This is a genomic window from Kitasatospora sp. NPDC005856 (assembly GCF_040629945.1).
Lineage (GTDB): Bacteria > Actinomycetota > Actinomycetes > Streptomycetales > Streptomycetaceae > Kitasatospora.
Genome location: NZ_JBEXWT010000099.1, coordinates 19,922 through 32,838, shown reverse-complemented (window position 1 = coordinate 32,838; position 12,917 = coordinate 19,922). Strand labels below are relative to the sequence as shown.

Sequence of the window (12,917 nt, the reverse complement as noted above, 5' to 3'; positions counted from 1 at the left end):
GGGTGCCGTCGGCGGACGCGATCGCGGTGACGCCGAGCGTGGCGGCCGCGGCGACGGCGCCACCAACGAGCCAGCGGGACATGCGCTTTGCCATGCCTAATCCTTTTCGTTCATCTGGTGTTGCCCTGATGGGCAGATCTCCGGAATCGGGTGACCGTCCTGAATGGTGGGCGAACCAGCCGAACGTGACGTGACGTCATTCCGAGGGTGAATGACCCGAAATGACGGCACGGCAGACACCCAGGGCACCCGGCGGAATCCGGCCCATCGAACCAGATCGGCCGGTGCCCGGACAAGCGCTTTCGGCTGGTGGCCAGGCAAGATGTCACGCTTTCAAGGTCATTGGGTGCTTGCTGGCGATGCGGTTGTATTTGCTTGGCTATGCTCGCCGCCGGGTGTTTCATTGGGTTTTCCTTGGTCGGCAACTCTCAGAATTCGTGGACGTTCTGATGTGACGTCACTTATCGTGGCTCCGCCGCGGCCCGGATGCGGCCGATGCCGACAGTGGAGGTTTCCAGTGCGCCAACCGATATCCCGTTCACGACGGCGAGGGAGGGGAGGGCCGCCGCTGTTGGGCAGACTCTCCCTGGGCCTGCTGCCACTGGCCCTCACGGCGGGGCTGGTGGGGTCGGGCATCCCGACCGCCGTCGCGGCCGAGCCGGCAGGCGGTGAGGTCCAGCTGAGCGCCCGCGACCTGGCGTTGCAGGCGTGGCTCAACAGCGGCCCCCGCACGCACGCTCTGGCCGAGGCCGCGCTGGCCGGCTCCGACCAGGACGTGAAGCAGTTCGTCGACAACGTGCTCGCCGGGTCGCAGAGTGCGGACGATCTGCTGGCCGCCACCCAGATCTCCAGCGTGGGTGGGCCGAAGGTCCGGGAGGCCGCCGACAAGGCGATCGAGGGGACGGCCGAGGATCGACGCGTCTTCCTGCAGAGTGGCTGGCAGGCGGCGCTCGACGCGGACCGGCGGCTGTGGATCACCCGGATCACGGACCCCGCGACGGGTGCCGGACGCAGTCTGCAGGCCGCGGGTGACGCCGCGCTGCGCAGCAACACCAGTGACGACCTGCAGCGGTTCCTGACGGAGACCCAGTTCACCGCCAAGGATGCCGACGACCGGGTCAAGCTGGTCCAGATCCTGAGTTCCGGTGGTGCGAACACGCAGGCGGCGGCGCGTGCGGCGCTGAACGGGTCGATCCAGGACGTGCGTGACTTCCTGGCGACCGGCCAGTACGTGGCGCAGAACCGTGACATGGAGCGCGCGAGCATCGCGCTGCTGGTGCAGCAGGCGAAGGACGCGGGCGCGCAGGCGGCCCAGGAGTCGGCCGCGGCCATCGAGGCCAAGAACACGGCCGTCCACGAGGCGCAGGAGGCGATGAAGGCCGCCGCCCTGGCCGCGTCCGAGACGCAGCAGGCCGGCAACGACGCGGCCAAGGCCACGGAGGCGGCGAACAAGGCCGCCAGTGCGGCCGACCGGGCGGGTGCGGCGGCGAGGACGGCGTTGTCGGCCGCGCGTGCGGCCAACTCCGGTGCGCGGGCGGCCGCTTACGCGGCGTCGAACGCGGCTGCGGCTGCGGCCGGTGCCCAGCGGGCCGCCGCCTCGGCGCGGACCTCCGCGGCGGCCGCGGCCGGGGATGCGACCAAGGCGCACGAGGCGCGGGTGGCGGCGGATGCCGCCGACGCGGCCGCGAAGCTGGTGGAGGCCGCGAAGGACACGCTCGGCCACGCGGACAAGGCCCTCAGCGACAGCCAGACCGCCGCGGGTGCCGCGCTCAGCGCCAAGGGCAACGCCGATGCCGCGGCCGGTTCGGCCGAGCAGGCCGGTGCCTACGCGGACAGCGCGGGCGGTCAGTCGGCGAAGGCCAAGCAGGCCGCGGCCGCGACGCGCCGCTCGGCCGCCGAGGCCGGCCGTGCCGCCGCCGCCGCGCAGCAACTGGCCGGTGAGGCCGCGACGCAGTCGCAGGCGGCCGCAGCGTTCCTGAAGTCCGCGGGCGAGCACGCCGCCGCGGCGGCGCTGGCCGCCCGGGATGCGGCCGATCACGCCGGCGCGAGCGCGAACGCCGCGCAGGAGTCCACCGACCACGCGAACGCCGCCTCCGGGTTCGCCGCGGACGCGCAGAGCGCGGTCGACAAGGCCAACGCCCTCCAGGACCTGGCGCGTCGTACCGAGGCCGAGGACCTGACCAACCGCACCGCGATCGCGGTGGAGAAGGCCCGCAAGGCCAAGGCCGACCTGGCGGAGAAGCAGGCGCAGACCGACCAGGCCGCCCAGGAGGTCCAGAAGGCGAAGGCCGAGGCCGACCGCCTCGCCGCGCTGGCCAACCAGCCCGGTGCCACCCCGGCGCAGGTCGCCACCGACGGCCGCAAGCTCGCCCTCGTCTCCCGCAAGATCTCCGCTTCCTGGGGGAACTCGGCGGCCGTCGACGCCCTCGCCGGTGACGACGCCGCCGTGTTCGCCTACGTGAAGGCCGGGCGACGGGAGGCCGAGGAGCGCGACGCCCGCGACAGTGTCGCCGCGATCCACAAGAACTCCGACAGCGAGGCGGTGCGCACCGCGGCCTACACCGCGCTGCAGGGCAACGCGACGCAGATCGCCGCCTTCCTGGCCACTGGCCAGTACGAGGCCGCCGCGCCGGAGAACCGGCTGACGATCACCCGCATCAGCGACAAGGCCGGCCCCGCCGTCAAGGCCGCCGCCGACGCCGCGCTGCGGACCAACACCCCCGCCGCGCTGCGGGACTTCCTGGGCAAGGGGCTGTCGGACGCGCAGGCCGCCGACGACCGTCTGACCGCCGTCCGGCTGGAGGACGCCCCGACCACCGAGCCCGAGCTCAAGGCCGCGGCGAAGATCGCCCTTGAGGGCCCCGTCGAGGACCTGCGTGCCTTCGTGGCCCAGGGCCAGTACACCGCCCTGCAGCGGGACCAGCTCACCGCGCTGCACGTCGCCGACGTCAAGGGTCTGATCGCCCAGGCGACCGCCGCGTCCGCGACCGCCCAGCAGAACGCGGCCACGGCCCAGGCCGCCGCCGCCATCGCCCGCGACGCCGCCGCCGAGGCCAACGGCTACGCCGCCCAGGCCCAGGCCTCGGCCAACACCGCCGCCGAGTACGTCGCCAAGGCCAAGGCCGCCGCCGACGCCGCCCAGGCCGACGCCGACCGGGCGGCGGCATCCGCGAAGACCGCGAACGCCGCCAAGGCCTCCGCCAACCGCGACGCCGCGAGCGCCGTCCACTCCGCCAACCGGGCCGAGAACTCGGCCCGGCAGGCCCGGGCGGCCGCAACCGACGCCAACAACGCGGCAGCCGACGCCCGGGCCTCCGCGGAAGCGGCCGGCAAGGACGCGACGGCCGCCCAGGCCGCCGCCGACGACGCCCGCGCGAACTACCAGACGAAGTTCGACGCCGAGCAGAAGGCGGAGGCCGTCAGGCTGGAGGCGCAGCGCCAGGACGCCGAGGCGCAGGCGCAGGCCGACAAGGACAAGCAGGCCGAGGTTGCGGCGATCGAGGAGGAGATCAAGAAGGCGAAGGAGGACAACGAGACCTCCAATGCCATCTACCGCCTCGTCTCCGAGACCATCCACCTCACCCTCGATGTGATCGGCGGTGCGGGCGGTGTCATCGCCCCCGGTCTCGCCGACATCGCGGACCTCGTCAACTGCGCCTACTACGCCGTCGAAGGCCGGACCACCGAGGCGGTCGAATCCTGCATCGGTGCGATCCCCTTCATCGGTGACGGCGCCGCCGTCGCCAAGCTTGCCCGGTGGGCCAAGAAGTTCGGCTCCTGGGGCGAGAAGGCTGTCGAGTTCATCCAGAAGCTCGTCAGGCGGGTCGGTCCGTCCTGCCCGCTGAACAGCTTCCCGGCCGGCACCCGCGTCCTGATGGCCGACGGATCCACCCGTGCAATCGAGACCGTCAGGATCGGCGACGACGTCCTCGCCACCGATCCCGTCACCGGAGTGGCGGGACCCCGCAGGGTCTCGGACACTATCTACACCCCGGACGACCGTGACTTCACCGACGTCTCCCTGGGTGCCGGACAGTCCCTTACCAGCACCGACCATCACCCCTTCTGGTCCGAGAACCAGAAGACCTGGGTCGACGCCACCGACCTCAAGCCCGGCGACGAACTGCGCGACCCGGCCGGACAGCCCCGGCGCGTCGAGGACGTCCGGCACTGGAACAGCCTCCAGCCCGCCTACAACCTCACGGTCGACGAGCTTCACACGTACTACGTGCTCGCGGGCGACACGCCGGTACTGGTTCACAATGCCAGCAAGCTGCCGTGTCTGAAGATCGACGGCGACAACGTCGACAATTTCTTCCACCCCGCCACCTACAAGGACGGTCGGGAGCAGTTCCTGGAGCACTTCCAGAGGCATGGCGAGCCGCTCGGCATGACACAGCAGCAGTATTTCGAAGCGGCTACGGCGTTGGCTGAGCGCCTGAAGCAGCCGGGCGGGAAGGTGGGGTTTGTTCCCAATCTCAAGGACATCGGATTCTTTGAAGACAAGCTGAAGGGAATCGAGTATGTCAATGGGGCAACAGGAGAGTATATCGTCATAGCGCAGAAGGGGGGAAAGATCGTTTCGTATCATCCCCCCAAGCCCAAGACCTCTGGCTGACGGTTGCGAGGATTCGTGGAACTGAGCTTCACAGACGCCTACACCCTCTGGCGCGGTCATCCGTTTCCGCCGTACGGCACCACGCGGGAGTTGATACGGCTTCGCGCCGATCTCGGCACGGCCTACGAGTACGTGATGGTGGTCCACGCCTACATGAGGACCGGTAGGTTCAGGCCGTCGGGTGCGGATGTCCTGGCGGAACTCGACGACGCCATCGCCCGAGCCGACGCCTTGTGCGCGGAATACTCGGGAGAGGACCTGGAGGTCGCGCGAGAGATGCGCGCGTACGCGGCGTTGCTGGCGGTCGTCTATCGGGGTTTCCTCGCAGCAGGTGAATCCATCTAGGTGGTTTCGAAAAGCGCGAACGCCCGGCCGGGTTTCCCGGCCGGGCGTTCTGTCGTGTGCGGGGGGTGGTTACAGGGCGGTGAGGCGGTCGGCCAGGTCGCGGGCGTGGGCGGCGGCGGTGGGGCCGCGGGTGGGGTCGGGGGCTTCGGAGAGGAAGACCAGGGCGAGCATCAGGGCGGCGTCCAGGCGGCAGGCGAGGAGGCAGGGGTCGTCCTCGGCCGGGACGGCGGCGACGGTGGCGTAGCCGGCGCGCAGGGCGGTGAGGTCGAGGTCGTTCTCCGGGTAGCGGGCGTACTCGGCGAGGCGGCCGAACTCCACGGCGGGGGTGCCGAGCAGGGCGTTGGACCAGTCCAGGAGGGCGGTGGTGCGGCCCTGGTGGCGGCGGATGTTGGAGCTGCGGACGTCGAGGTGGAGCAGGCTGGTCCCGGTGAGGGGGGTGAGGTGGCGGGCGAGGACGTCGGCGGCCGGGGGCTCGGGCAAGTCGTCGGTGTAGCGCGCGAGTTCGGCCCAGCGACGGCCTATCCGGGTGATGAGGGCGTCGGTCGTGCTGCCGCCCTCGGCGGCGACGGGGTGCAGCCTCGGCGGGGTCACCTGGTGGAGGCGGGCGAGGAGTTGCCCGAGGGCGTGGGAGTCGAGCGGGGAGCCGTCGTCGTCGACGTAGTCGGAGAGCAGGACGTCGGGGGAGTTCGGGTCGTCGGCGAGCACCAGCTCCCGGGCCCGGGCGACGGGCAGGCCGTGTGTGGCCAGGTGCCGGGCGATGGCGTGCTCCTGGACGAGCAGGGCGCGGGTGTCCACGTGCGGGTCGTTGGCGTTGGAGTCGAACCGCCGGTGCGCGAGCCGGACGGCGACCGGCCCGCCGTCCCGGTCCAGGGCCCGGAAGACGGTGAACTCCAGGCCCTTGCCGACGAGTTCGAGGCCGCTGAGGCCCCATTGCTCGGCCAGCCGGTCCAGTACGGCGAAACGCTCGCTCATTGTGCATCCTCGGGAGTCTTGCGACGGTCGGTCACCCTGCTGTCCCTCAGCAGGGCGTAGGCGATCGGCAGGCAGGTCAGCAGGGTGACCACGCCGCCGAGGGCGAAGGCGGCGCCCGGCCCGGCCGCGGTGCTCACCCGGCCGAAGACCAGCGCGCCGAGGGGCATCGTGCCCCAGGCGAACAGCCGGTAGACGCCGGTGGCCCGGCCGAGCATCCGGTCCGGGATGATCGTCTGGCGCAGCGAGACGGCGACGACGTTCCAGACCATCAGGGCGAAGCCGGTGGCGCAGTAGGCGGCGGACACCACCCAGACCCGGTCGGTCGCCCCCACCGCCAGGCCGGCGAGGCCCATCAGGGCCAGGCCGCCGACCAGTGCGGGGACCCGGCCGACCGCCGTGGACAGCCGGCTCGCGACCGTGCTGCCGACCACGCCGCCGATCGCCCCGGCGGCCAGTATCGCCCCGTACGCGGAGTCCGGTAGCCCCAGTACGTCGTGCACCAGGATGACGAAGACGGCGATCTGGCCCAGGTAGACGGCGTTGATGACGCCGGCGGATACGGTCAGGGCGCGCAGCAGCGGATCGCGCAGGACGAAGGCGACGCCCTCGCGGATGTCCGCCAGCAGGCGGGGGCGGGGCTTCTCCGCGGGTGATCCCGGCTCGGCTCCCGGCTCGGGGCCGGGCTCGGATTCGGGGTCGGGGGCGGGTCCGCGGATGCCGCGCAGCAGCACCGCGGAGACCAGGAAGGACACCGCGTCGATCAGCAGCGGAACGGCCCGGCCCACGGTGAACAGCACGCCGCCCACCACCTGCCCGAGCAGGTCGCGGCCGACCGTCTGGACGGCGAAGAGCCGGCCGTTCGCCGACTCCAGCCGCTCCTGGGGGACGACGCTCGGCAGCAGTGCGAAGGACGCGCAGTCGAACAGCACCTCGCCGACGCCCAGCAGGAACGCGGCGGTCAGCAGCGGCCAGAAGGTCAGCCGGTCGGTGGCGAGCAGCACGACGGCGAGGAGCAGCACCACGGCGCGCAGCAGGTCGGCGAGGACCATCAGCAGGCGCCGCTCGAAGCGGTCGGCGTACGCCCCGGCGGGCAGCGCGAACAGCAGCCAGGGCACCGTGGTGGCCGCGGTGACGGCGGACACCTGGAAGGCGTCGTGCAGGACGGCGGCGGACAGCAGTGGCAGCGCCGCGAAGCGCATGCCGTCGCCGACCGCGGAGGAGGCCGCGGCGCCGATGACCCGGTGGTAGCCGGAGGCGGGGCGGACGGCGGTGTCGGTGCTCACCCGCGCGGCTCCGGAAGGGACTCCGGTCCGCCGGCGGCGCCGCTCCCGGCCGAGAAGACGGCGCAGCGCAGTTCGCTGGTGTACAGGTGGCCGTCCACCTCCAGCCAGCGCTGGTCGGGGGCGGGCAGCATCTCGGAGATCTCCAGCGTGCCGTCGGCCCTGGCCGCGAGCCGGCCCAACTGCCGTACCAGCAGGGGGGACTCCCAGTCGACGTAGATTGGCTTGGGTTCGCCGGGGACCTTGACGAAGACGTGCCGGGGCAGCCGGAGTTCGGCGCGCAGACCGCAGGCGGCGACGAACAGGGCGGCGTCGTCCCGGCCCTTCGGCCGGCCGAAGGCGGTGGTGTCGCGCAGCCGGGCGGCGGGGACGCGCCAGGTCTCGCGCTGCAGCACGACGCGGCCGCAGCGGATGCGCGGGATGTGCGCCAGGCCGGGGGCGTCGAGCCCGGCGCCGCCGAAATGGCGGGGGAAGGCGAACGGGGAGAGCGGGTCCTGGCGGATGCTCGGGCCGCCGGCCGGGGGCGCCATCAGCCGCAGCCGGCCCTCGACGCCGTGGGCGCGCAGCTCCAGCCGGTCGCCGCGCAGCACCAGGTACAGCTGGGAGGGCTGCAGCACCCGGTCGCGGGACTGCCCGGAGCGGCCGTAGACCTCCAGGTCGTGGCAGGGGTAGACGAGTTGGGTGGAGGACTTGTCGGGGTGGCCGCGGGACAGGTTGGCGAGGACCTCGTCGTCCGCGAGCAGGGAGCGGTAGCCGCGGTACACCTCGGAGAGCAGTTCGGGGGTGTGCTCCTGGATCAGTGGGCCGAAGCTGGTGTGGGTGATGACCTCCCGCACCGCGTGGCAGTCGCCGATGACGGCGGTGAACCGGCCCGCGGCCAGGTCCTCGCGGCTGTGCGCGGCGAACAGGACGTCCGGGTCGCAGACCGCCGGCGGGCTGCTCGGCAGGCCGGCCAGCACGGCCTCGATCCGTTCCCGGTCGACCACCACCTCGGAGCGGTCCGGGTCGGTCGCGGCCCCGCCGAGCAGGGCCGCGCCGATCTCCCGGTCCAGTTCGGCGAGTTCGGCCTCGACGGCGAGGCACTCGCGGGCGATGGCGTCCCGGTCGCGGAAGAACTCGGCGTAGAGCACGTCCAGCGGGATCTCCACCCCGGGGCCGAACCGCTCGGCCACCCACCGGGTGAGGATGACCAGTTCGCGCCGCATCCGCAGGCGCGGTCCGGCCAGCACGGTCTCGTAGACGACGGACAGCTCGTCCGTGATGAAGCCGGCGAGGTCCGGGCCGACGGTCAGGTCGGCGGGCCGGCCGCGGGCCTCCTCGAACAGGATGCTGCGGTCGGCGTAGTGCAGGCCGCTGTTGCGGTTCGCGGGGCCGCCGGTGAGCTTCTCGAACCGGGCCTTGCTGTCGGCGAGCGCGGCCGCGCGCTCGGGCAGCGGCAGCCGGGCGAAGCGGGTCAGGTCCGCCTCGAAGCCGTCGATCGCGTCGAGCAGTGGGGCGGCGAGGTCGGCGGGGGCGGCGAGCAGTTGCTCGCGCAGGGCGGCCAGCGGCCGGTGGTCGCCGATCGGGATCTCGAACTCGACGACCACCCATTCGCGTTCGGCGAGTTCGGCGAGGGCCTCGTCGAACGGGACGGGGCAGCGCAGCTCGTCCTGCCAGGCCTGCCGCAGCTCGCGCAGGGTGCGTTCGCCGTCGCAGTGCTGCCACAGCCAGGCCTCGTACGGCTCCACCGGCCGCCCGCCGAGGTGCCGGAAGTCCCAGTCGGTGTCCAGGCCGTCGCGGGTGGTGAAGGCGTACAGGTCGATCCGGCCGTCGCGCAGGAAGGACAGCGGGCGGCGCCGGGGGCGGGCGTGGTCGAGCAGGCCGGGGACGGCGGCGGCGCTCTGGGCGAGCTTCTCGGCGGCCCAGTGGCTGAACAGCGCCCGCCGTTCCAGCTCCCGCTCGCCGGACCAGGTGATGCCGGGGGCGGTGCCGGTCCGGCCGGGGGTGAAGGGGCCGAAGTGCGAGTGGGTCTCGTTCTTGGTGGTGACCCGCTGGAGGTACATGGTGAGCAGGTCGGTCATCTTGCGGGTGCGCCGGCCCGTGCCGCCGTCGTGGCCGTCGAGCCAGGCGGCGAAGGTGGGGTAGGCGGAGTCGTTGGAGAGCAGCAGGACCTGCCGCAGGCGTTCGTCGCCGAAGGCCCCGACCACGGCGGCCCCGGCCCGGTCGAGGCGGTCCTGGTGCCGGGCGGCGAACCGGGCCTGCTCCTCGGCGAAGTGCCGGGCCGCGTCCTGGTAGGCGCGCAGGGCGGCGGCCGCCTCGACGGGTACGGCGGCGGCCGCGGCGGCCAGTTCGGGCTCGGGGACGGGCAGCAGGAAGCCGGCGGGGGAGGAGAGCCGGGCGGCGCCGGGCACCGGGTGCCGGCGCAGGACGGCCTTGAACTCCCCGGCCAGCGCCTTCAGCCGCTGCCCGTGGGCGACGAGTTCGCGGGCCTCCTCGGCGGCGGCCGGGTCCGCCAGGGGCGCGAGCAGCTCCATCGGGAAGCCGGCCTGGCGGAGCACGACGACCGGCGCGAGCTGCCAGGTGACGCGCGCACCGGGCTCGGTGGCGGTGGTCCGGGGGTCGTTGACGGTGGTCACAGCCTCACCTGCGGAGTGGAGTGGACGGGCGGACGCCGGTCGTGCAGGGCGTCCAGGACGGCGAGCGGGTCGGCGGGGAGCGCGGGCAGCAGACCGGGGCGCGGTGCCCAGGGCTTGACCCGCACCCCGTGGTAGTCGGACCCCGCGGTGGCGACCAGGCCGAGCCGCCCGGCCGTCTCGGCGAGCCGGGCGCTGTCGGCCGGGGTGTGCCAGCTGGTCCACACCTCCAGCCCGGCCAGGCCGGCCGCGCGCAGCGGTTCCAGCAGCGCCGCGCACTGCGGGGCGTCCAGGCCGGTGGTGAGCCGGCCGGGGTGGGCGAGGACGGCGACCCCGCCCGCCTGCTCGATCCAGGACAGCACCTCCACCAGGTCGGGGTAGACCGGGTGTTCGACGTGCAGCGGCCGGCCGGGCCGGCACCAGTCGGCGATCAGGCGGGCGAAGCGGTCCTCGCCCTCGCGGTACGGGGCGAACCGGGGATCGTCCTCGGCCGCCTCCAGCAGCAGGGCCAGGTAGTCGTCGACCTGGGCGACCCGGTCGCCGCCGAGGCGCCGTGCGACCTCGGCCCGGTCGAGCGGCACGCCGAGGGCCCGGACCCGGTCGGTCCAGGTGCGCCACCACGTCAGTTCGGCGTCGCGGACGCGCCCGATCCGCCGCCGGAACGGTTCGTCGCCGGGGTCGACGAAGTAGGCCAGGCAGTGGGTCTCCCGGCCGCGCCAGTCGGTGGTGATCTCGCAGGCCGGTACCACGGTGAGGCGCCCGCCGGCGGCCCGCTCGAAGGCGGCGACGCCCGCGAGGGTGTCGTGGTCCGTCACGGCGGCGACCCGCAGCCCGGCCTCGACGCACCGCCGGGCCAGCTCGGCCGGCGCCTCGTCCCCGTCCGAGTGCCGGGTGTGCAGGTGCAGGTCGACGGGGGTGGCCAGGGTGGCGGGCGCCCCCCGCATCAGCGGGCCCCGGGCAGGGTGCGCCGCCAGGAGGCGGCCAGCCAGCGTTCGTACGCGAGGCCGGACGGGTCGTCCACGACCAGGCAGAGCGGCTCGATGATCCGCCCCGCGCCGCCGGCCAGACCGCCGTGCAGCATGGTCAGGTTGTGGCCGAGCAGCAGGTCGCACTGCTCGCCCGGGGCGAGCACCTCCCAGCGGCGGCGGAACCGCGCCCAGGTCAGGCCGGTGGCCATGAGGAGCTGGTGGCAGAAGAGCCGGGCCGCGTCGCCCCGGCACTCGCCGCAGGCGCAGGCGCGGGCCAGCAGCGCGGCGGCGGGGAAGCGCCGGCGCTCCTCCTTGGTCAGCTCCGCCTCGCCGTGGTGGAAGGACAGGCCGTGCCAGAGCGGCTCCTCCAGGCCGAGCATGGCGCCCACCGAGGGGTAGGCGCAGCCGTGCTCGGCCTGGCGCGCCAGGCCGCGGGTCAGGTTGTCGCCGAGCCAGCGGGCCGCGCCGGCCGTGGTGTCCTGCCCCCGGTCGACGCCGCGCCGTTCCAGCACGTCGTCGATCACGCCGAGCCAGTCGTAGTACGTGGTGACGCTCAGCCCCTCGCCGACCTCGGGCAGGAAGATGCCCTGGTACATCTTGTGCGCGGGGGTGGTGGTGTACCCGGAGGCGCCGTAGGTGCGCCGGGCCGGGTCCCAGTCGGGGGCGTCCTGGAGGCTGGGCGTCAGGTACGAGCAGTGCTGGCCGTCGTGGTGGGGCAGCAGGGTCCGGGTGGCGAAGCCCTCGGGCACGTAGGTCCGCTGCTCCCGGTCGACCTCCAGCCGCATCCGTTCGGGGGCGCCGCGGGCGATCAGCGCGGTGCGCACGCGCTCGACGATGCCGGTGGACAGCCGGCGGCTGTCCTCGACCCCGAGCCGCAGCCGGCCGATCCGGAAGACCGCGTAGCCGACCCGGTGGATGACCTCGACGGCCCCGGCGGCGAGCGCGTCCAGCGCCCGCTCGCGTTCGGCGGGGGCGCCGGAGACCAGCGGGGTGCAGTCGAACTGCGCTTCGTGGGGCGTGAATCTCACCGGTGCTCCTGGGGTGCGGAGGGAGTGCTGCCGGGGGCCCAGGGCGCGAGCTCGGCCGGGGCCACCTCGGTGCGGAACAGGAACTCGAACAGCAGCCGGGCGGCGATCTGCGCGGTGCCGCCGGAGGGGTCGTAGCGGGGCGCGATCTCGGCGATGTCGACGGCGCCGACGGGCAGTGCCCGCAGCTCCTCGTAGACGTCGAGGAGGTCGCCGATGCCGATGCCGCCCATGGTGACGTGCCCGGTGCCGGTCGCCGCGGCGCTGTCGAGCACGTCGATGTCGAGGGAGACGTAGACGGTGTCGCAGCGGGAGCCGAGCTCCTCGATCACCGGGCGCAGGGCCGCGGCGGCGCCGTCCCGGGTGATCGCGGAGCCGGGCACGACGTGGAAGCCGCTGTCGAGCAGGCCGCGGAACTGGTCGTACTTGGTGACGTCCCCCACGCCGACGAAGGCGATGTCCTCCGGGCGCATCTGCGGGATCTCGCTGATCCGGCGGGAGTTGGAGCCGTGGTAGAGCGGCCCGTGCAGGGTGCTCCAGTTGCCGAAGTCGAAGTGGTGGTCGATGTTGACGAACCCCACCCGCTCGGCGCCGCGGTCGAGCCGTCCGGCGCGGAAGCCCGCGAAGGTGGGGAAGGTGCAGGAGTGGTCGCCGTTGAGGAAGATCAGGCGCGGGGAGTTCCGGCTCAGCCGGCGGCTCTCGGCGGCGACGGCCTGGAAGGTCTTCACCGTGTCCGTCGGGTAGATGTGCAGGTCGCCGGCGTCCGCGACGCTGGGCGCGTGGTAGCGGAAGGTCTGTCCGGTACGGGTGTCCAGCATCCGCCACTGGCCGAGGCTGGTGAGGTAGCTGGAGAAGACCAGGCTGGCCTGGCGGACCGCCCGCGGCCCCTCCGCGGCGCCCGGGCGGGAGCTGGCGGTGGCGTCGAAGGGCACGCCGGACACCACCCAGCCGCTCTCGCCCACGTCCACCTGGTCGGCGGTGGTGGTGGGGGCGCCGAACAGGGTGCCGACGCCGGCCCAGCCCGGCAGCGGGTCCTGCTCGAAGTCCTCGGGCTTGACGCTGTTCCGGAGCGCTTCGAAGTCGGGGAGCTCGGTCAT

Annotated in this window: 8 protein-coding genes; 2 read left to right on the top strand and 6 right to left on the bottom strand. The window is 73.4% G+C overall.

Annotated features, from left to right (window positions below; genetic code table 11):
* Positions 1-571: 571 nt before the first annotated feature.
* Both ABZ449_RS35935 and ABZ449_RS35930 read left to right on the top strand, forming a co-directional pair.
* The gene (locus ABZ449_RS35935) at positions 572-4,618 is read left to right on the top strand and encodes a polymorphic toxin-type HINT domain-containing protein (RefSeq protein WP_360354553.1); all 4,047 of its coding nucleotides are present in this window, start codon (positions 572-574) and stop codon (positions 4,616-4,618) included.
* 15 nt (positions 4,619-4,633) lie between these two features.
* Positions 4,634-4,963, top strand: coding sequence for a hypothetical protein (locus tag ABZ449_RS35930; RefSeq protein ID WP_360354550.1), 330 nt, complete (start codon positions 4,634-4,636; stop codon positions 4,961-4,963).
* A gap of 69 nt (positions 4,964-5,032) precedes the next feature.
* On the opposite strand, the gene ABZ449_RS35925 is transcribed toward ABZ449_RS35930, so the two are convergent.
* From ABZ449_RS35925 to ABZ449_RS35900, 6 genes are read right to left on the bottom strand one after another with little or no spacing between them, the layout of a single operon-like run.
* Positions 5,033-5,935: an aminoglycoside phosphotransferase family protein gene (locus ABZ449_RS35925; protein WP_360354548.1), complete on the bottom strand. Its 903-nt coding sequence runs from the start codon at positions 5,933-5,935 to the stop codon at positions 5,033-5,035.
* The gene (locus ABZ449_RS35920; RefSeq protein WP_360354545.1) at positions 5,932-7,218 is read right to left on the bottom strand and encodes an MFS transporter; all 1,287 of its coding nucleotides are present in this window, start codon (positions 7,216-7,218) and stop codon (positions 5,932-5,934) included. The genes ABZ449_RS35925 and ABZ449_RS35920 overlap by 4 nt, the downstream gene beginning before the upstream one ends.
* Positions 7,215-9,830: a lantibiotic dehydratase gene (locus ABZ449_RS35915; protein ID WP_360354542.1), complete on the bottom strand. Its 2,616-nt coding sequence runs from the start codon at positions 9,828-9,830 to the stop codon at positions 7,215-7,217. The genes ABZ449_RS35920 and ABZ449_RS35915 overlap by 4 nt, the downstream gene beginning before the upstream one ends.
* Positions 9,827-10,771 carry a PHP domain-containing protein gene (locus tag ABZ449_RS35910; RefSeq protein ID WP_360354539.1) on the bottom strand — a complete coding sequence of 315 codons (945 nt, stop codon included), beginning with the start codon at positions 10,769-10,771 and terminating at the stop codon, positions 9,827-9,829. The genes ABZ449_RS35915 and ABZ449_RS35910 overlap by 4 nt, the downstream gene beginning before the upstream one ends.
* The gene (locus tag ABZ449_RS35905; RefSeq protein WP_360354537.1) at positions 10,771-11,823 is read right to left on the bottom strand and encodes a hypothetical protein; all 1,053 of its coding nucleotides are present in this window, start codon (positions 11,821-11,823) and stop codon (positions 10,771-10,773) included. The genes ABZ449_RS35910 and ABZ449_RS35905 overlap by 1 nt, the downstream gene beginning before the upstream one ends.
* Positions 11,820-12,917 carry an arginase family protein gene (locus ABZ449_RS35900; protein ID WP_360354535.1) on the bottom strand — a complete coding sequence of 366 codons (1,098 nt, stop codon included), beginning with the start codon at positions 12,915-12,917 and terminating at the stop codon, positions 11,820-11,822. The genes ABZ449_RS35905 and ABZ449_RS35900 overlap by 4 nt, the downstream gene beginning before the upstream one ends.